At 57.8% G+C, this 19,412-nt stretch carries 16 protein-coding genes and 6 pseudogenes; 9 read left to right on the top strand and 13 right to left on the bottom strand.

What is annotated here, in order from left to right; genetic code table 11:
- Nucleotides 1-318 precede the first annotated feature (318 nt).
- The 3 genes from AC02Y0_RS25040 to AC02Y0_RS25030 form a co-directional block, all read right to left on the bottom strand.
- The gene (locus AC02Y0_RS25040; protein WP_476384589.1) at nucleotides 319-687 is read right to left on the bottom strand and encodes an Atu4866 domain-containing protein; all 369 of its coding nucleotides are present in this window, start codon (nucleotides 685-687) and stop codon (nucleotides 319-321) included.
- Nucleotides 688-935: 248 nt separating this feature from the next.
- Nucleotides 936-1,298, bottom strand: a complete 363-nt coding sequence (locus AC02Y0_RS25035; RefSeq protein ID WP_476384588.1) for an Atu4866 domain-containing protein — start codon at nucleotides 1,296-1,298, stop codon at nucleotides 936-938.
- 45 nt (nucleotides 1,299-1,343) lie between these two features.
- Entirely contained in the window at nucleotides 1,344-2,066 is a 723-nt protein-coding gene (locus tag AC02Y0_RS25030) for an SDR family oxidoreductase (protein ID WP_476384587.1), read from the bottom strand.
- Between the two features lie 101 nt (nucleotides 2,067-2,167).
- Here AC02Y0_RS25030 and AC02Y0_RS25025 point away from each other — a divergent pair, with 101 nt between their 5' ends.
- On the top strand, nucleotides 2,168-3,058 hold the full coding sequence (locus AC02Y0_RS25025) for a LysR family transcriptional regulator (RefSeq protein ID WP_476384586.1): 891 nt from the start codon (nucleotides 2,168-2,170) through the stop codon (nucleotides 3,056-3,058).
- Between the two features lie 519 nt (nucleotides 3,059-3,577).
- On the opposite strand, the pseudogene AC02Y0_RS25020 reads toward AC02Y0_RS25025, so the two are convergent.
- From AC02Y0_RS25020 to AC02Y0_RS24995, 6 genes and pseudogenes are all read right to left on the bottom strand, one after another.
- Nucleotides 3,578-3,814: pseudogene (locus AC02Y0_RS25020) on the bottom strand (integrase core domain-containing protein); the annotation flags it as partial.
- Between the two features lie 29 nt (nucleotides 3,815-3,843).
- Nucleotides 3,844-4,011: pseudogene (locus AC02Y0_RS25015) on the bottom strand (IS3 family transposase); the annotation flags it as partial.
- Nucleotides 4,012-4,039: 28 nt separating this feature from the next.
- A protein-coding gene (locus AC02Y0_RS25010) for an IS3 family transposase (RefSeq protein ID WP_476384585.1) occupies nucleotides 4,040-5,253 on the bottom strand; the annotation gives its coding sequence in 2 pieces (ribosomal slippage) (nucleotides 4,040-4,917 and nucleotides 4,917-5,253; 1,215 coding nt in all).
- A gap of 74 nt (nucleotides 5,254-5,327) precedes the next feature.
- A pseudogene (locus tag AC02Y0_RS25005) lies at nucleotides 5,328-6,353 on the bottom strand (IS3 family transposase); the annotation flags it as partial.
- A gap of 137 nt (nucleotides 6,354-6,490) precedes the next feature.
- Entirely contained in the window at nucleotides 6,491-6,694 is a 204-nt protein-coding gene (locus AC02Y0_RS25000) for a DUF6880 family protein (protein WP_476384584.1), read from the bottom strand.
- Nucleotides 6,695-7,072: 378 nt separating this feature from the next.
- Nucleotides 7,073-8,170 (bottom strand): annotated as a pseudogene (locus tag AC02Y0_RS24995) (IS256 family transposase).
- A 263-nt stretch (nucleotides 8,171-8,433) separates the two neighbouring features.
- On the opposite strand from AC02Y0_RS24995, the gene dctP reads away from it, so the two are divergent.
- The 7 genes and pseudogenes from dctP to AC02Y0_RS24960 all read left to right on the top strand — a co-directional run.
- A complete protein-coding gene (gene dctP / locus AC02Y0_RS24990) occupies nucleotides 8,434-9,441 on the top strand; it encodes a TRAP transporter substrate-binding protein DctP (protein ID WP_476384583.1) in 1,008 nt (335 codons plus the stop codon).
- Nucleotides 9,442-9,506: 65 nt separating this feature from the next.
- Complete coding sequence (locus tag AC02Y0_RS24985; RefSeq protein ID WP_476384582.1) at nucleotides 9,507-10,004, top strand: TRAP transporter small permease; 498 nt, start codon at nucleotides 9,507-9,509, stop codon at nucleotides 10,002-10,004.
- A gap of 4 nt (nucleotides 10,005-10,008) precedes the next feature.
- Entirely contained in the window at nucleotides 10,009-11,322 is a 1,314-nt protein-coding gene (locus AC02Y0_RS24980; RefSeq protein ID WP_476384672.1) for a TRAP transporter large permease, read from the top strand.
- Nucleotides 11,323-11,444: 122 nt separating this feature from the next.
- Nucleotides 11,445-11,816: pseudogene (locus tag AC02Y0_RS24975) on the top strand (transposase); the annotation flags it as partial.
- A gap of 113 nt (nucleotides 11,817-11,929) precedes the next feature.
- On the top strand, nucleotides 11,930-13,456 hold the full coding sequence (gene istA / locus AC02Y0_RS24970) for an IS21 family transposase (RefSeq protein ID WP_340542099.1): 1,527 nt from the start codon (nucleotides 11,930-11,932) through the stop codon (nucleotides 13,454-13,456).
- Nucleotides 13,446-14,258, top strand: coding sequence for an IS21-like element helper ATPase IstB (gene istB, locus AC02Y0_RS24965; protein ID WP_340542100.1), 813 nt, complete (start codon nucleotides 13,446-13,448; stop codon nucleotides 14,256-14,258). Before istA ends, istB begins: the two co-directional genes overlap by 11 nt.
- Before the next feature lie 54 nt (nucleotides 14,259-14,312).
- Nucleotides 14,313-14,744, top strand: a pseudogene (locus AC02Y0_RS24960) (IS5 family transposase); the annotation flags it as partial.
- 207 nt (nucleotides 14,745-14,951) lie between these two features.
- Here AC02Y0_RS24960 and pcaD read toward each other — a convergent pair.
- The 4 genes from pcaD to AC02Y0_RS24940 form a co-directional block, all read right to left on the bottom strand.
- Nucleotides 14,952-15,749 carry a 3-oxoadipate enol-lactonase gene (gene pcaD, locus AC02Y0_RS24955; RefSeq protein WP_476384581.1) on the bottom strand — a complete coding sequence of 266 codons (798 nt, stop codon included), beginning with the start codon at nucleotides 15,747-15,749 and terminating at the stop codon, nucleotides 14,952-14,954.
- Between the two features lie 80 nt (nucleotides 15,750-15,829).
- Entirely contained in the window at nucleotides 15,830-16,768 is a 939-nt protein-coding gene (catA, locus tag AC02Y0_RS24950; RefSeq protein WP_476384580.1) for a catechol 1,2-dioxygenase, read from the bottom strand.
- Between the two features lie 53 nt (nucleotides 16,769-16,821).
- Nucleotides 16,822-17,112, bottom strand: coding sequence for a muconolactone Delta-isomerase (gene catC, locus AC02Y0_RS24945; protein ID WP_476384579.1), 291 nt, complete (start codon nucleotides 17,110-17,112; stop codon nucleotides 16,822-16,824).
- Nucleotides 17,113-17,122: 10 nt separating this feature from the next.
- Nucleotides 17,123-18,304, bottom strand: coding sequence for a muconate/chloromuconate family cycloisomerase (locus tag AC02Y0_RS24940; RefSeq protein ID WP_476384578.1), 1,182 nt, complete (start codon nucleotides 18,302-18,304; stop codon nucleotides 17,123-17,125).
- A 152-nt stretch (nucleotides 18,305-18,456) separates the two neighbouring features.
- On the opposite strand from AC02Y0_RS24940, the gene AC02Y0_RS24935 reads away from it, so the two are divergent.
- Entirely contained in the window at nucleotides 18,457-19,395 is a 939-nt protein-coding gene (locus AC02Y0_RS24935) for a LysR substrate-binding domain-containing protein (protein WP_476384577.1), read from the top strand.
- Nucleotides 19,396-19,412: the final 17 nt, after the last annotated feature.

The following is a 19,412-nucleotide window of genomic DNA, read 5'->3' as shown; positions in this document are numbered from 1 at the left end:
CGCGTGAAACACGCATGATGTCAGCTCCCTTCCCAACATTACTTTGACCGAACCCTCGGTTTCGTTAGGACGGCAGAAGTTTGGGCTGCTTCGGACCCAGCGCTGCTGCTAACAAGCACCGTTGGTTTGGGATTTAGCCGACTTTGACTGCCGGAGCGGGGCGCAGGCACGCCGCCGCGAGTGCATATCGAAAAAGGGACAGTGACGACTACGACACAGAAGGTCGCGTTGAATGTCAGAAACTGCGGCATCGTCCGTAGCTCCAGGTTCATGAACTACATCAGATCTTCAATGCCATCTGCTATTGCCTGAAAGTCTTCATTTCTTGCTGTACAGCACCATGCCGGCCTGGAACAAAGCACCGTCGCGGAATTCACCATCCGCGTAGAATCCGGTGTCATCCCAATATTGTATGATGTTGCCTGTGACACGGTAGCGCCCTCTATAGGCACCTTCGCGTGTGCCACGCGCTGCATCGTAGCGCCCATTGGGCAGCAGCTGATATCGCGCGTGATTGTCCTCCGTCGCCCACATTCCGACATAGGGATGGTGTTGCACTTCAGTAGCGGATTCAGGTCGCGGTGACGGAGGGAAATCTGTCGTCACAAACGGAAATCCGCTGCTTAGCGCCATCGTGGCGCTGAGCAGGAGAACCTTTGCTAACAGAACGGATGGATTTAAAGTCATTGCTCCAAACCTCTAATTTCCACGATGTCCGTCGATCCTGAGCGGCTACCCTATTCTTTATCCCGCTGATGCACGCATCATCCCCAGTGCCCAGGTATTACAGTGCGTGTGGACCCGCCAGAAAGCGCGGTGGCATGTGTTGTTCGCCTGAGAGCCTAAGCAAGATCTTGCCGAATTTTTTGGATCGCCTGCCTCGTTGGCCTTGCGGAGCACAGGTGTGAGGCAGGCCTATCCCAAGAACTTTAGCTTCACTTGCGTCGCAATATCATTCCAGCGTGGTGAAGCGTGTTCTCGTCGACGAAGACGCCGTCTGCAGTGAAGCCGGTGTCGTCCCAGTAATCGATTTGGTTACCAGAAACGACATAACGGCCCTGGTAAGCGCTTTCGCGGTTGCCACGAGCTTCGTCGTAGCGGCCATTTGGCAAGAGTTCGTGGCGGATGCGACCGTCATCCGTCACCCACATTCCGACGTAAGGGTGGTTTTGTTGTTGGGAGTGATTTGCAGACTGAGCTGGCATGTTATTCTCGGTTTTTGTGTTTTGGGCCAATGCACCGAAAGCCGTGGCAGTGGCGACGACTATCAGGGCTACAAGCGGAAGAAAATTCTTCATGACTTGACCTTCTATGTTGAGGTTTTGTCCTGATGGAGCGACTTGTCAGAACATTGTCCGTGTGGGGCGGACTACCAGTTCGTTCACATCGACATCTTCGGGTTGCTCAATCGCGAAACGTACAGCGCGCCCGATGGCATCTGGGGTGAGCGCGATCGATCGATAGGTCTTCATCGCTTCCGCCGCCACCGGGTCGGTGATGGTGTTAGCAAGTTCGCTTTCCACGACTCCTGGGTGTATGCAGGTCACGCGCAGTTTGTCATTTTCCTGGCGAAGCCCATCGGAGATTGCTCGGACGGCAAATTTGGTCGCACAGTAAACAGCTGCGGTTGGGGAGGCTGATAGAGCACCGATCGAAGCTATGTTCACGATGTGCCCCGAACCGCGATTGTTCATTTCCGGTAGGACAGCCGCGATGCCGTACAGCACGCCCTTAATGTTCACATCCACCATCAAGTCCCACTCGTCGACTTTGAGTGAAGACATAAGCGACAGCGGCATTACGCCTGCGTTGTTGACGAGGACATCAATGCGGCCATGCTCCCGCCGCGCTTCCTCTGCGAAAGCTGCGAATTCCGCACGATTGGTCACGTCGACCTTGAAGGTGCTGACCTTGCCGCCGAACGACCTGATCTCTTGAGCAACACTCTCGAGGCGGTCTGTGCGGCGAGCGCCGAGCACAACCGTCGCGCCCGCTCTCGCAAGTTCGCGCGCGATCCCGACTCCAATGCCGCTGGATGCGCCAGTAATGAGAACAACTTTATCCATAACTTTTCCTCTTGTGGTTTAGTGTTGAACTGAGAGTAGCCTTAGGACATTGTTGCGATAAGCCACCCTTCGCTTAACTCAGAGAGAAGAAAAAATAACCAATGTTGTCGGACCTGAATGCGCTCGCAGTCTTTGCCCTCGTCGCAGAAGAGCGGAGTTTCCGCGCAGCCGCAGACCGTATGGGAGTGACGCGTTCAGCCGTCAGTCAGACGATCCGTAAGCTGGAAGAAGCACTCGGTATTGCGCTCGTGAACCGCACAACCCGTAGTGTTGCGCTGACAGAAGCAGGCGAGAGGCTATACGCGGAGGCTGTGCCGGCGCTGCGCGAGATGCAGGGCGCTCTAGACGCTGCCGCTAATTTGACCGGAACTCCGCGGGGACGGCTGAACGTTGCAGTGTCATCCATTGCCGAGAGTTTTCTTTCTGGTCCTCTTATCACGTCCTTTTTGGATCAGAACCCTGACGTAAAACTTCACCTCACCGTGACCGACGAAGAATTCGATATCGTTGAGCAAGGATATGATGCCGGTGTGAGGCTGGGCGAGGTAATTGCCCAAGATATGATCGCAGTTCCGGTAACAGGCGAGCAACGTCAACTGGCTGTGGCATCGCCCGCGTATCTGGAGCGGAATGGCATACCAATGCATCCAATAGAGCTTGCAGACCGCCGCTGCATCGGGTGGCGTCGATCTGCGAATGTGGCACCCTATCGGTGGGAGTTCTCGGAGAATGGGCGGGAGTTTTCCGTGGCGGTGCCCGATACGTTCACGACAACCGACATGGCGCTGATGATAGAACTCGCGATCGCCGGCGCCGGCATTAGTTTCGGCATGGAAGAAAGCTTCCGACCGGCCATCACACGCGGTGAACTGGTGCCAGTTCTAGAGGATTTCTGCCCACACTTTCCCGGTTTCTATCTCTACTACCCAAGCCGTCGTAATATGGCACCGAAGCTGAGAGCACTGGTGGAACACCTGCGTAGTTATCGGTGAGTGTGATCTGCCGCGAACGACCGTGTCAGGAACGATTAAGATTGGACTTGGTCTGACTGTTATTGGGACCGTGCTAGCTGCGATTCGTATTCATTCGATAGCCAGACTTGGGCCCGACCGAATTCCGGGAAAAGGTCGTTTCGCAGAGTGCTGTGGCGACACCACGACTGGATGCGGGCACGTTTGTAGGCTCCCTTCGATCCTCAGTCGCTCGCAGCATACAACAGGGCAATGTCTTCGTGATACCGTTTACAGGGCCCGTTAGCGAACAGGACAACTGCTCTAATTCGTTCAACTACAACGGTGCAGCCATTCGTAAAATGAAAACGCCTGTCGCCTCGTTTGGTCCTTATCACCGTGGGGATTTTATCCTGCCGCCTGTCGTTTTGCAGGATAGGCTGCGGCGGAGCCGACCACATCTCAGCATCGCTCACGAAAGCGCGGCCCGCTCGGTCGTCGAAACCAACTGCTCTGGGACCAAATCTTGGACCGCCGGGAACTGGAGTTTTCCGGCTCTGATCACGATGGCGGGCTGGTTGTGCCACCGGGATTATGTAGGGCGATCGGGACGTTATATCCGATCGCCGAGTGAGGACGTCCCTCGTTGTAGTACCCGCGCCAAGTCTCCAACTTTTCGCGCGAATCTGCAAGGGTCAGGAACCAATGAGCGTTCAGGCACTCCGATCTCAGCTTGCTGTTGAAGGCCTCGATGAAGCCGTTGTCAGTTGGTTTGCCAGGCCTTGAGAAGTCCAGGGTGGCCTGCTGCCAGTTTTTCGGACACCGAGTTAGGCTAATCCCACCTTGTTTTCAAATTCCATAGGGCTGAGGTAGCCCAGTGTCGAATGGCGACGCTTTGGATTGTAGAAGCGCTCGATGTAATCGAACACATCCGCCTTTGCATCGTCCCTGGTCCTGTAGACCTTGCGAGCTGTCCTTTCCGTTCTGAGTGTGGAGTGCCCCCCGTTTCACCGGACATGTCGGCTAGTTTGATTTAGCCCTGATGAACTGCCGAGGGGAAGCCATCTTGAGCGCGGAATGGGGATGGATTTCGTTGTAGTCCTCGATCCATCCGTCGATAAGCCGGAGCGCTGTTTCGGCGTCCGGTATTGCTGCGATGCGGATATAGTCCCGTTTCAGGGTTTTGACGAAGGCTTCCGACATGCCGTTCGACTGCGGACTGGCCACCGGCGTGAAGCAAGGCGTCAGATTGAGCGCCTGGGCAAACAACCTCGTGTCCCTCGCGGTGTAAGCCGAGCCATTGTCCGAGAGATGCTCGATGGCTTGTGGGGCTCGGGTTGCGCGGAAGCGTTTCTCGACCGCCTCCAGCATCATGTCGCGCACGTCCGAGCCGGAGATGCCCGCGTTGGCGACCGCCGTCCAGGAGATGATCTCGCGGTCGAAGGCATCGATGATGAAGGCGAGACGGATGATCTCGCCATTCCAGCATGTGAACTCCAGACCGTCCGAGCACCAGCGCAAGTTCGAGCGCATGACCATCACCTTGCCGTCGTGGAGGCGGCCCTTGCGAACGGCCGTGTGCTTCTCCAGCAGCATGGCGTGGTTGCCCATGATGCGATGAACCCGTTTGGCGTTGACGACAGGCTTATCGGCGGCTCGCCTCTCGCGATTGAGGAGCGCGGCGATCCGCCGATAGCCATAGGTTGGCCTTTGATCCACCAGCCTGCGGATGATGGGCAAAAGCTCTGCATCCTCGGCCTTGTGATAGGAGCCGCGCGGCTTCGATCTGCCTTTCAGCCGCTCGACGAGGTTGGAACGGGAAACGCCCAGCGTGTCGGCGACGGCCTTCATCGGGAACCGTCCTTCGGCAACAAGATCGGCCGCGATATCCGTTTTTTTGAGTCTGCTTTGGATAAGGCTTCGCGGAGGATTTCGACCTCCATCGTCTTGCGGCCGAGCATGCGCTCCAGCTCGCGGACACGATCCTCCAGCTTCTTTACTTCCGAATTGCCGACAACCGGCTCGTCAGAATCCACGGCTGCAGCACCTCCCTCGCTCAAGAGCCTGCGCCACCGGTAAAGCAGATTGGGCGCAACGCCATGGCGGCGAGCGGCTGAAGACACCGTCTCGCCTGGTTCGAAACTCTGCTCGATGATTGTCAGCTTCTGCTCGGTTGTCCAGCGCCTGCGGCGGACATCACCGGTCAGCAATTCAACGTGTCGATACTCGTTAGACATAAGCCTGTCCTCAAGCCTGTGCTTGAGCCTTTCTGCTTATGCCGACTGTCCGGTCGAAATGGGGGGGCAGTTCAGAGTGATGAGAAGAAGCTTTCCATCGCGGCATTGTCCCAGACATTGCCGGATCGGCTCATCGAGCACGTGATGCCGTGGTCGGCCATGAGATGCTGGAACTGCTCGCTTGTGTATTGGCTACCCTGGTCAGAATGGTGGAGGAGCGCATCCGGCTTGCCTCAGCGCCAGATGGCCATGATCAACGCATCTGTAACGAGCTGGGCTGTCATGTTGGTGTTCATCGACCAGCCAACAACACGTCGCGAGAACAGGTCGATGACGACGGCCACATAGAGCCAGCCCTCATCCGTCCATAGATAGGTAAAATCGGCCACCCACTTCTGGTTCGGTCTTGCTGCCGCGAACTGTCGGTCTAGCACATTCGGCATGATGACCGGGCGCTCACCGTCGTCTTTCGGCAAGCCACGCCGTCTCGGCCTTGCTCTCAATGCATTGTCGCGCATGAGACGCTCGACGCGATGCAGACCACAGGAGAGGCCTTCGGCGAGGAGGTCGTGCCAGACACGCCGTGCGCCGTAGGTGCGGTCGCTATCCTTGAAGCTGTCCTTGATCTTGTCGAGCAGAGCCTCGTCATACCGGGCATGCTGGCTCGGAGAGCGGTTTAACCAGGCATGAAAGCCGGAACGCGATACACCCAGCGCTTCGCAGAGCCATGCCACCCCTTGCCCGGCAGTCGTTGCGCAGCAACGACGATAGGGGCCAGATCGAACAGTGCTTTGCAATGAACGCGAACTTCATATCACGTCCTTCGCAAAGTAGGCGGCGGCCTTTTTTAAGATGTCACGCTCCGCCTTCAGCTTGGCCACTTCTTTCCGAAGCCTCTCGATCTCAAGCTGCTCAGGCTTCATCTGTCCCTGACCACGAAACGCCTGTGCTGGGTCCGAACCATATTCCCTGACCCACTTGCGCAGGACATTCTCATGAACATCCAGATCGCGGGATGCCTGCGCAACGCCGACCCCACGCTCTCGAACCAATATCACCGCCTCAAGCTTATACTGGCGGCTGAACTTCCTTCGTTGCATTGATGCACTCCAGTTTCATTGGAAGCACCTTAACTCGGTGTCCAAGAAACTGGCAGCAGGCCAGCTGTCACACATTTTGCTGCAACCTTCTGCGCTCTGCTCTACTGGGCGATCGCCGCTCGAAAGCGAGACGACCGTTAAGATAACCCGCCCGGCACAGAACTCCAGAAGCCGTATTTCCTCGAGTGATTGCGCCGCAGCTCCGCCAGCAAGGCGGCGTGCGTCGAGAGACCGTGACCTTCGGGCAGGCTCGGTATGAGGCGCGCGAGTTCGCTGACATAGCGCCCCGCATGGGGATAGGCCATGCCGATGCCCCGGCGCAGGATATCTTCGGCCAGCACACGGCAGAGCTCCACGGCGGGCCGCGGCCCGAAGTTGTCATCAACCTGTTTAGGGACCCGGGTAAATGTGCGGCCATCGTGTACGGAGACGTCGTGCCAATGCTTTCGCTTCTGTAGCTTCACGGCTCAGGCCGTGACGAGACCGATCTAGCTGATTTCTGTCATCAGCTTGCACCTCAAGCCTGCTTCATCGTCATCGCTCCTCGCGGTCCGTTTGCGCAGGCAGGTGGGTACACCTTCTTTAGACGTCGTTCTGATCTCAGCATTGATGCTGCCGAAGTTCTGAAACTGGCGACCGCGTGGGTTTCGCAGATCGTGTCCCGCTGCGTGGTGTAGCTCAGGCGCTAGCGGTGCCTTCCGGACAAAGCCGGGAATTGATCAGCTTGCGGCTGGCAGGTTGATGAGGGGATCATCGCTCATCGTGGCGATAGTCTCAAGGGGCATGTAACGGGATCGTTGGACGGCCCATTCATCGTTCTGTTCGAGGAGCAAGGCCCCGACCAGTCTGACGATGGCGTCGTCGTTGGGGAAGATTCCGACGACCTCTGTGCGTCGTTTGATCTCGCCGTTCAATCGCTCGATCGGGTTGGTGCTGTGAAGCTTGGCCCAGTGCTGCTTGGGAAAGGTCATGTAGGCGAGTACGTCCTGCTCGGCGCTGTCCATAAGGGTTGCAAGCTGCGGCACCTTCGGCCTGATCTGGTCGGCGACATTGCGCCACTGGGCGCTTGCCGCCTCCGGGGTGACCTGGGCAAAGGCCGTGGCGATGAAGGCGGAGACGACACGCTGTCCGCTCTTTCCGGCATGGGCGAGCGCATTGCGCATGAAGTGAACCCTGCAGCGCTGCCAGGTGGCGGAGAGCACCTTCGACACGGCTGCCTTGATGCCTTCATGTGCATCGGAGACGACGAGCTTGACGCCGCGTAGGCCTCGTCTGGTCAGCTTGCGCAGGAATTCGGTCCAGATCGCTTCTGCCTCGGATGTGCCGATCTCCATGCCGAGCACCTCGCGCCGGCCGTCAGTGTTCACACCCACCGCGATGATGACCGCGACCGAGACAATACGACCGCCGCGACGAACCTTCAGGTAGGTGGCATCGATCCAGAGGTATGGCCACTCGCCTTCGATAGGGCGGTCGAGGAAGGCTTTGACCTTGTCATCGATCTCTTCGCAGAGCCGCGAGACCTGGCTCTTGGAGATGCCCGACATGCCCATGGCCTTGACCAGGTCATGGACGGATCGGGTCGATACACCCTGGATATAGGCCTCCTGGATCACCGCTGTCAGGGTCTTCTCGGCCATGCGCGTGGCTCAAGAAAGCTTGGGAAATAGATGCCGGTACGAAGCTTGGGAATGCGCAGCTCGACGGTGCCGGCCCGCGCCGGTCTTCGTCCCAACCTCCAGAGCCATCAGCTTCTCGGCAGCAAAGCCGATCATCTCACGCAACAAATCGGCGTCGGCGCTCTTCTCAACGCTCATGATTTGGGCAGCCCAGATAGATGTCGTTGCCGAGAGAATACGTACCGGAGATAAGCCGAATATTGTTCCGGCCAATGACTGTCGCAAGCTTTTTTCATCCGGCATGGTCACTTCCGGAGAACGCAAAATAAGTTTCTGCTTTTGTACAAAAGAATGTTTTGCGAACAACGCAACAATCCATGAAAAATCACGTGCTAAGTAAATGTATCGATGTGGGATGAAAGCGTTGCCCTAGTAGAAATCCCTTCAAGCAGGAGAACCTTATGTCGATGCACCGGTCCTTCAAGACTCTGCGCCAGGCAAGCCTTGTGCTAGTCACGTTTACTGCAACCCTAATCAGTACCGCTGCGGCGGCGGAAGATATCCTGCGTTCTCTCACGGCATTTCCGCCCAGCGACAACACCACGCGGTTCTATCAGCGCTTTGCGGAAGCGGTGAACGAGCGGGGCAAGGGTGTCGTGAGAGTTGACATTGTCGGCGGTCCGGAGATTGTGCCCGGCCTGCAGCAGATTGAAGCGGTCGGACGTGGTGTCGTTGACATGACCTTTGGCCCGATCAGTTACGCGCTTGGCACCATGCCGGAGGCAGATGCCTGGGTTGGCAGTGACGTCACTCCGATGACTTCACGTGAGAACGGTGGCTTCGCGCTTATTCAGAAGATCGCCTCTGAAAAGCTGAACATTCATATGCTATCGCGCTTTGCGCCGGCAGCACCGCTGCACATCTGGTTGCTACAGGAACCCGCCCGCACGGTTGATGGCAAGATCGATCTGACCGGCAAACGCCTTCGCGCCTCACCGCTGTATAATGCATTTTACGAGAGCCTTGGAGCGGTGCCGGTTAGCATTCCGGTACCGGATATCTATACCGGGCTTGAGCGTGGCACCTTCGACGGACTAGGATATCCACCATCGTCAATAGAAGGCTGGAACTGGGATCGCTTTTTGAAGTACCGCGTTGATCCCGGTTTCCTCCAGTCCGACCTTGGCATCTACATCGCCCCTAGCAAGTGGAACGCGCTTAGCAACCAATCGCGCATGATCCTTAACGAGGTTGCGATCGAGTTTGAGGTCAGTGGCTATGCCGAGTGGCAAACCTTGACCGCAGACGTGAATGCGCGGTTGGAAGCAAATGGCATGAAGGTGGTTACGATGGAGGGTGATGCCGCAAAGGCCTATGTCGATGCGGCGCATGATGCGGTCTGGGGTCGGCTAAAAGCATCTGGTTCGCCATATGCTGATCAACTGCGGGCTTTGTATTTCTCGCGTTGATTGAGCTCACATCGGGCGTTCTGCCCGATGCTTTTGCCATAAGAATGACGATTCAGGACATGCTTATGCTGCTTCTCCGTCTCTATGATCGCTTTATCCATATGCTGGCCGCAGCGGGCGGTGGCAGCCTCGCCATCGTCACTATGCTAATCATTTACGATGTCTTCAGCCGTAACCTTGGCCTGCTGCCGCTGCGCTCCACCAGTGCGTTTGTCGAGTATGCCTTGCTATTTAGCACCATGGCGGCCGCTCCTTGGCTAGTGCGCATCAACGGCCATGTCTCCTTGTCGTCGATCGTCGGTTTTGCACCACTGGCGTTGCAGCGGGTGGTCAACCGGATTGTCGTCCTTGTTGCAGGAGGTGCAGTCGCGATACTGGCTTGGGTTTCCGGCATGATTGCTTGGCACCAGTGGCAGATCGGCGCAGTCGATATGCGCTCCGTCGATCTGCCGGGATGGCTGCTCTACGTCTTCATGGCCGCAGGGTTTGGTTTGATGGCAGCGGAGTTCCTGCGCCTTCTGGTACGCGGTGAGGCCTACACCGGCGTCGGGGGGGAACATTAACATGATGGAATGGTATGAAGCGGCCGCATTTCTGATTGGAGGGCTGATCCTCTTGATGCTGTTGGGCATGCCAGTTGCGGTTGCTTTCTTGATCATCAACATGGCTGGGGTCATGGTGCTGATGGGGGGGATGGCGGGCGTCGAGCAATTACTGACAAATGCCTCTGCCTCGGTCACCTCCTTCACTCTCGCACCGGTACCGCTGTTTCTCATCATGGGGGAATTGCTGTTCCACTCCGGTCTTGCCATCGGCGTCTTCAACGCGCTGGACAAATGCTTCGGCGGAATCAGGGGACGGTTAGCCTATCTCACCGTTGGTGGTGGGACCATTTTCGCCACTTTGTCAGGATCTTCGATGGCCAACACCGCCATGCTGGGCACCACATTGATGCCTGACATGCTGAAGCGAGGCTACAAGAAATACATCGTCATGGGCCCGATCATCGCTACCGGCGGGCTCGCCATGATCATTCCGCCGTCGTCGCTGGCCGTATTGCTGGGGTCGCTCGCGCGGATTGATGTTGGAGCGCTGCTCGTTGCGGGAATTATACCCGGACTGATCCTCGCCTTTTTTTATGTCATGACGATCTGGCTGATGATCCGGATCGATCCTGAAGCCGCTCCGCCCTATCAACCTGAGAAACACGATCTTCGCGACGTGCTGGGTGGCCTCCTGCGCGATGTTTTGCCAATGGGCCTGGTGGTCTTTGCCGTAGTTGGACTTATTTTGCTCGGTTGGGCAACCCCAACTGAATCCGCTGCTTGTGGAACAGCTGCAGTGCTGATCCTTGCTGCCGCGTATCGCAAGCTCAGCGTGCGGGTTATAATTCGGTCGTTGCAAGGGTCGGTCAAGGTGTCAGCGATGATGCTGATGATCATTCTCGGATCGACGACTTTCTCTCAGATACTGGCGTTTTCCGGGGCATCGCAGGGGTTGATCGCTTTTTCCACCAGTTTTGAACTGTCGGCCTACACGATGCTTCTCGCAATGCTGATCGTACTGATCGTACTGGGTATGTTCATGGATCAGTTGTCAATCATGATGCTGACCTTGCCGATCTTTATGCCGCTGGTAGGAATTTATAACTTTGATCCGATTTGGTTCGGCATCGTGATGCTGCTGGCGCTGGAGTTAAGCCTGGCTACGCCACCTTTCGGATTGCTATTGTTCGTCATGTTGGGAGTGGCTCCTATGGGAACAACCATGCGAGAGGTGGTCCTTGCGTCAGCCCCATTTGTCTTGTGTACGCTTGTGCTCATCGGACTTTTAACCTTGGTGCCGGATCTGGCGCTCTGGTTGCCAGAGGTGACGCGTTAAGCATCAAAGCGCAGGTACCGCGTCTGAGCGCCGGCTTGCCCTCAGAGGCTGCCTCAAAGAGAGGTGGTTGATTTCAACAGGTTATGATTCCTTCGGATTTGCGAGATTCGATGGAGTTCAGAATGGCCTGGAGCGAAATCACCCGTCGGCAATATGCCCGGCGGACGGCACGCTATGCAAGCGACATGACAGATCGGGAATGGGCACTGGTTGAGCCTTTTCTGCCCATTCCCCGCCGCCTGGGTCGTCCGCGGACCACGGATTTGCGTGAGGTTGTCAACGGCCTGCTTTACATCGCCACGAACGGTTGCCAGTGGCGCATGCTGCCGAAGGATTTTCCGCCCTGCTCGACCGTCCAGCGCTATTTCTATCAATGGCTTGCATTGGGGCTGTGGTCCCGCATCAACCATCATCTGGTAATGGACGGCCGGTGTCATCGACAGCCAGAGCGTCAAAACCACGGAAAGCGGTGGTATCCGGGCTATGACGCGGGAATGTTGATTTCCATTGAGAGCTGACCCGGCGCAGCCAGATATTTCCATTGAGAATTGACCCATGTTTCAACCTGCCCTCGCATGTTTTCAGCGGGGGCTCTGGAGTGATCGACATGGCGTTACTGAGCGTGATCCGGCGCTGGCATTTTCGAGAGCATCTATCGATCCGGGAGATTTGCCGCAGGACCGGCTTGTCCCGGAATACCATCCGCAAATATCTGCGCGCCGACGGCGTGGAGCCAAAGTTCAACGTGCCGGAGAGGCCGAGCAAGCTTGATCCGTTTGCAGATCGGTTATCGGCCTGGCTGAAGACGGAGTCGAAGAAAGGCCGCAAGCAGAAGCGGACGATGAAGCAGCTACACGTTGATCTTGTCAGCCTCGGCTACAAGGGGTCCTACAATCGTGTGGCGGCATTTGCGCGGGAATGGCGCAATGATCGTCAGAGGGAATTGCAGACGACGGGCCGCGGTACATTTGTGCCCCTGACGTTCGAACCAGGCGAGGCCTTCCAGTTCGACTGGTCAGAAGATTGGGCGATCATCGGCAATGAGCGCACCAAGCTGCAGATCGCCCACACGAAGCTGAGCTACTCCAGGGCCTTCATCGTCCGGGCATACCTCCTGCAGACGCATGAGATGCTGTTCGATGCCCATAACCATGCCTTCCGTGTCTTCGGTGGCATTCCTGGTCGCGGCATCTACGACAACATGCGCACGGCGATCGACAAGGTCGGTCGTGGCAAGGAGCGCGACGTCAACGTCCGCTTCATGGCGATGGCCAGCCATTATGTGTTCGAGCCCGAGTTCTGCAATCCGGCTTCCGGCTGGGAGAAGGGACAGGTCGAGAAGAACGTGCAGGATGCGCGTCATCGCTTCTTTCAACCGATCCCGCGCTTTCCATCACTGGGGGCCCTGAACGATTGGCTCGAGGAGCGTTGCAAGGAGTTCTGGGCCAACACACCCCACGGTCAGATGCGTGGCACCATTGCCGACATCTGGGCCGAGGAAGTCCCAGCTCTCATGGCGCTCTCCAGGCCGTTCGACGGGTTCGTGGAATATACGAAGCGGGTCACGCCAACCTGCCTCGTGCATCTGGAGCGCAATCGCTACAGCGTTCCGTCATCCTTCGCCAATCGACCGGTGAGCCTCCGGGTCTATCCGGATCGTGTCGTGGTCGCCGCAGAAGGCCAGATCGTCTGCGAGCACCGCCGCGTCATAGATCGGTCCCATGATCGGCCGGGTCAGACCATCTACGACTGGCGTCACTATCTGGCGGTGGTGCAGCGTAAGCCTGGTGCTCTTCGTAACGGCGCACCGTTCATTGAGCTTCCCGATGCATTCCGGACCTTGCAGCAATACCTGCTCAAGAAGCCGGGGGGCGATCGGGAGATGGTCGATATCCTGGCGCTGGTCCTTCAGCACGACGAGCAGGCAGTCCTGTCTGCCGTCGACATGGCGCTGAAGTCTGGCGTTCCGACCAAGACGCATGTGCTGAACCTGCTGCATCGGCTCGTTGACGGCAAATCCTTCACGCCGCCAACCCTCGATACCCCTCAGGCACTGACGCTCACCAATGAACCCAAGGCTAATGTTGAACGATACGACACCTTGAGAAAGACGGAGGCTCGCCATGCGTCATAATCCAGCAAGCGGCGCGATCGTCATCATGCTGCGGCAGTTGAAGATGCATGGCATGGCCCAGGCCGTCGGGGAACTTACTGAGCAGGGATCACCCGCGTTCGAGGCTGCCCTTCCGATCCTGTCGCAGCTTCTCAAGGCAGAGATGGCGGAGCGCGAGGTTCGATCAACGGCCTATCAGCTCAAGACAGCACGCTTTCCAGCCTACCGTGACCTGAATGGCTTCGACTTTACCAGCAGCGAGATTAACGAGGCGCTCGTGCAACAGCTTCATCGCTGTGACTTCCTCGATGACTCCAACAATATCGTTCTGGTCGGCGGACCTGGCACGGGAAAGACGCACATTGCCACCGCGCTCGGCGTTCAGGCAATTGAACACCACCACAAGCGGGTAAGGTTCTTCTCGACGGTCGAACTGGTCAACGCGCTCGAGCAAGAGAAGGCACAAGGCAAGTCAGGACAGATCGCCAATCGGCTCGTCCACTCTGATCTCGTCATTCTCGACGAGCTGGGATACCTGCCATTCAGTACTTCAGGCGGGGCGCTGCTCTTCCACCTGCTCAGCAGACTTTATGAGCGCACCAGCGTCATCATCACCACCAACCTCAGCTTCAGTGAATGGGCAAGCGTCTTTGGCGACGCAAAGATGACCACCGCGCTGCTCGACAGGCTCACCCACCACTGCCACATCCTCGAAACCGGAAACGACAGCTTCCGCTTCAAGAACAGCTCGGCGCATCAGCCCAAAACATCAAAGGAGAAACGCAGGAACTTGACCCAGACCAACAACACGAACGATACCTAAAGGCGGGTCAATTCTCGGTGGAAACGCCGGGTCAGCTCTCAGTGGAAATCAACAGCGGGAAAGAAAACCAAAGGCCGCAAGCGTCATATCATCGTCGATACACTTGGTCTGATGGTCGGCCTCATGGTGCACAGCGCTGATGTCCAGGATCGCGATGGTGCTCCCGATCTCCTGAAATCCATTCGCTACAGGTGGCCATGGCTCCTGCACGTCTTCGCCGATGGTGGTTACGCGGGCGACAAGCTGAAGCGGCGGCTCAAGAAGATCGGGCGCTGGACGATTGAAATCATCAAGCGCTCGGACAAGGCGAAAGGCTTTGAGGTCCTGCCGCGGCGTTGGGTTGTCGAGCGCACCTTCGCCTGGCTCGGAAGATGCCGCCGATTGGTCAAGGACGTTGAAAAGTCCATCGCCTCATCAGAGGCCTGGATCATGATCGCCCATATTCGCCAGATCACCCGACGGCTGGCAAGGTATGGATATCGTTGAAGGCTTTTCGCGTCCGACTCTCAGAATGAAAGCCTTCTTGTTTGGAAAAGGAGCCCAGTTGTTCGTCGACCCCCAGGGTGGTGCCGCTTTCACATCGCTCGCAGGCTCGCGGTTACTTCGCGGGAAACCTCGCATGCCCAAGGGCTTCTTAGGTCGCGTCCAGGACCACCTGCGCCAGCGCTGTGCTTCCATTGTTGAGCAGGTTCATCAGTCCGCAGGGCAGTCGACACCCAGGAACTCGATCAGGAGCTTGTTGAACGCCTGAGCCGATTCGGTGCTGACAAGATGGCGGCCCGGCAAATAGCAATATCGTCCAGCGCGGACCTTCAGCGATAACTCGTTGGTGTCCTGAGGTCGGCAAACGCTGTCGCTCGCCCCAGCGATCGCCAGGAGTGGATTTGGGATCTGGTTGATCTGGTTGCCCAGATCTGCATCGGCCAGCGCAATGCAACATCCGACATATGCATCGACGGAGGTCGCCTCGAACACTGTGAGGAAATGATTGATGGTGATGGGTGTGGTGGCCGCAAACTCAGGCGAAAACCAGCGCTCCCGAGTGCCTGGAACGAGTGCTTTCAAACCTTGTGAACGGACGAGATCGACGCGTTCATTCCAACCTTTGGCGGTGCCGATCCTGGGTGCAGTTGCTGCGACAACGATCTTGTTGATGCGCGTGGCTGCATTGATCCCCAACCACTGCCCAACCAGTCCGCCGATCGACAGGCCACAGAAATGTGTCCGCTGGATCCCCAACGCATCCATTAAATTCAGGAGATCATTGCCAAGGTCATCGAGAGTGAAAGGTGCCTTTGGCGCAGTCGATAAACCATGACCGCGACGGTCGTAGCGGAGAATCCTGAAATACCGAGCGAGTTTTTCTACCTGCGGGTCCCACATTGAAAGATCTGTTCCCAGCGAATTGCAGAAAACTAACCAGGGACGATCGGTGGCCGTGTTTTCAACCTGATAGTACAGACGGTGGTTGGGCAGGACTAGATATGGCATGTTTTGACGGCCAGTGCAGGTGATGGTAACTTGAACGGGTTGAAAGCCGCGCGAGAGAAGCTGCTTTCAACCCGTGTTCATCATGCGACAGCGCGGGGGCGCAGGGCATTCACCTGGTTGTCGACGCCGTCAACGAGGGCTGTCAGCTTGATGTCGAAGACGATCTCGGCAAAGGGACCGCTCAGGCCATGTGCCTTGATGCTGGCATCGTCGGTGCGCTCGATGACATCAGGCACCAGGCCGTCCCTCGTGGCATAGGCGAAGTCATCATTGATCAGCGGATCGCCGGCGATGTTGATCTGCGTCGTCAGCTTGCGATGGCCGTCGGCACTGATGAAGAAGTGGATATGGGCAGGACGCTGGCCGTGGCGGCCGAGCGCCGAGAGAAGCTTCTCGGTCGGGCTGCCGGGAGGTACGCCGTAGCCGTGTGGCACGATGCTCCTGAACTTGTAGCGGCCATGGTCGTCAGCGATGATCGTGCGGCGCATGTTGAACGGCGCCTGCTTGCCGGTCGGATCGAAGTGCGAATAGAAGCCGCGCGTGTCGCAATGCCAGACTTCTACCTTTGCTCCGGCGCTGGGCTTGCCATCTGCGCCGTAGACGGTGCCGTGCATGATTAGCGTGTGGCCGTCCGTGTCGGCGCCATCATCCAGACGGGCAAAGCCCTGACATTCCGGAGCGCCTGCCACATAGAGCGGACCTTCGATGGTGCGCGGCGTCTCGTTCTTGATGCCGAGCGCTTCATCGATGGCATCAAGACGTTCATCGAGGAAATGGTCAAGCCCGAGGCCGGGCGAAATCAGGCCAGCTTGTCCGGTCGCGCCGATCTCGTTCACCCAGGCAATCGCCGTCCAGTATTCGTCGGGCGTCACGTCGAGATCATCGATCGTCTTGAAGAGGTCCGATACGACCCGGTTGACGATCTGCTTAACACGCGGATTGCCATCCTTCTGATCGAGGCCACTGAGGACCTTGAGAAAGTCCTGGATGTCGGGGCGGTTGAAGATCTTTACACTCATGTCATATCCTCCTCACATGGGGTGAATTGAGCCAGATTTCTCGGGCGTTGTCGTCAACGGTCGTCGTCGCGAACAGCCGAGGGATGGCGCAGCAGCGGCATCACCTCGATGTTCATGAATTTGAAAAGCGGAAGGCCTGACAGAAGCGCATGCAGCTCGTCATTGTCGGCCACGTCGAAGATGCTGATGTTGGCGTAGTGGCCGGCGATCCGCCAGATATGGCGCCATTTGCCTTGTTCCTGCAGCGCCTGGGAATAGGCCTTTTCCCGCTTCAGGATGTCTGCGGCTTCATCGGCCGGCAGATCATACGGCAGGTTAACGGTCATCTTGACTTGAAACAGCATGATCGTCTCCTCAAGCCTGCATAGTGGTCATTTGGCGGGACCCCTCGCGGGTGAAATGTTTGAGCCTGTCTTCGTCCAGCCTGATCCCCAGGCCTGCGCCTGTCGGCACAGCCAGCGAGAAATCGCTGTAGTCGAGCGGCGTTTCCAGGATCTCTTCGGTGAGAAGCAGCGGCCCGAAGAGTTCCGTTCCCCATTGCAGGTCGGCGAAAGCCGAGAAGACATGGGCTGAAATCACACTGCCGATCGCCCCTTCCAGCATGGTGCCGCCATAGAGCTCGATGCCGGCCGCATCTGCAATCGCCGCCACGCGCTGAGCGTTGAACGTGCCGCCGCTCTGCTCCAGCTTGACGGCAAAGACATCGGCGCCATGGGTGCGGGCGATCTCGAAGGCGCTCTCCGGCCCGGTCAGGGATTCGTCTGCCATCACCGCGATTGGAAAGCGCCGAACGAGGCGACCGAGGGCTGCGGCTGATCTCACGGGCTGTTCCACGAGCTCGCACCCGACATCGGCGAGGGCGGCTAGGCCGAGATTGGCTTCGGTCTCGGTCCAGGCCATGTTGACATCGACGCGGACCGCCCCGCGGTCCCCGAGCGCGCGTTTGATTGCCGCGACATGGGCGACATCTTCGCGAACGGAGCGCAAGCCGATCTTCAGCTTGAAGATCGAATGGCGGCGTAGCGCGAGCATCTGCTCAGCCTCGGCGATATCGCGGGTCGTGTCCCCGGACGCCAGCGTCCAGGCAACCGGGAGGCGATCACGGCGGCGCCCGCCGATCAGTTCGCTGATCGGCAATCCCACGCGCTTGCCCTGGGCATCAAGAAGGGCGGTTTCCACGGCGCTTTTGGCGAAGCGGTTGTCCTTCACCATCTTGCCCAGCCGCGCCATTAGCGTCTGGATGCGGGTGGCATCCTCGCCGAGCATGACACGGGAGAAATAGCGATCGATCGAAAGCTTCATGCTCTCAGGGCTTTCGCCGCCATAGGCCAGCCCGCCGATGGTCGTGCCTTCGCCGATGCCGACAATCCCGTCGCTGCAATGGATCATGACCAGCATCAGCGTCTGGCCGTTCATGGTGGCGACCGAGAGCTTGTGCGGCCGGATCGTTGGCAGATCAACCAGCATCGTTTCGATGCGTTCGACGGTCGGGGCGGCGGCGAGCGCCTTGAGCGGTGGGTGAATGGTCGGGTTCATGGAGCAATGATGTGAGAAGACACACGTTCAGTCCAAGACCGAATAAGTGTTGGTTGATACCTTCAAGGTATGATGTTTGATTTGCGCGCTGGATTGAAGGCCATATGTCGTGCATTCTGTACCGATTATGACAAATCCATGTGGTGACGGTGATGGATCTTCGACAGCTCAGGTATTTTGTTGCGGTTGCGCGGGAACGCAATTTCACCCGCGCTGCCGATACGCTTCGCATCGCCCAACCGCCCTTGAGCCGGCAAATCCAGCTGCTGGAGGAGGAGCTTGGCGTCGCCCTGATCATTCGCTCGAGCCGACCGGTTCTTCTGACGGAAGCCGGCCGGGTCTTCTACGAGCAGGCGCTGCAGATTCTCGGGCGCGTCGAACAGATGAAGGAGGCGACCCGTCGTGTCGGGCTCAATCAGAACAGAGTGCTTTCCATCGGCTTCGTTGCCTCCACGCTTTATGGCGGGCTGCCTGCGCTTGTTCGGACACTCAGACAGCATGCGCCGGATCTCGACATCCAGCTTCTCGAGATGATGTCGGTTCATCAGCTTCCCGCCTTGAAGGAGGGGCGCATCGATATCGGATTTGGAAGGTTGAGGCACACGGATCCACAGGTGGTCAGCACAGTCCTGCGCGAGGAGCGGCTCGCGGTGGCTTTGCCCGACTGTTCGCCGCTTTCAAGTTCTTCTGATCCACTGCCGATATCGGCGCTGGCGACCGAAAAGCTGGCTGTTTATCCACGGGAGCCGCGCCCCAGCTATGCCGATCAAGTCCTTGGCATCCTGTTGCATCACAATGTCCAGCCGCTGGAAGTCCAGGAAGTCAGCGAAATTCAAACCGCGCTAGGACTTGTCGCCGCCGAAGCGGGGGTCTGCATCGTGCCATCCTCAGCGCGCATACTGCGCTCTGACCTGCGCTATCGCATGCTGGATGCGGAACGGGCGACGTCGCCCGTGGTGCTGAACCACCGTGCCGGTGACGACTCCGCCGTCGTGGAGTTGGTCAAGCGCCTCATTCGCGATCTTTATGCCGAGAGACAGCCCTGGCTCAGTCTCGAGCACAATCTGTCGATCAATAGCGACATCGGGTGAGATGACGCGGCGCCCTT

The sequence above is a fragment of the Allorhizobium sp. nf9_anc genome (genome assembly GCF_056323085.1).
The sequence above is the reverse complement of the archived record's forward strand: the minus strand, read 5'-3'. Positions and strand labels throughout refer to the sequence as shown.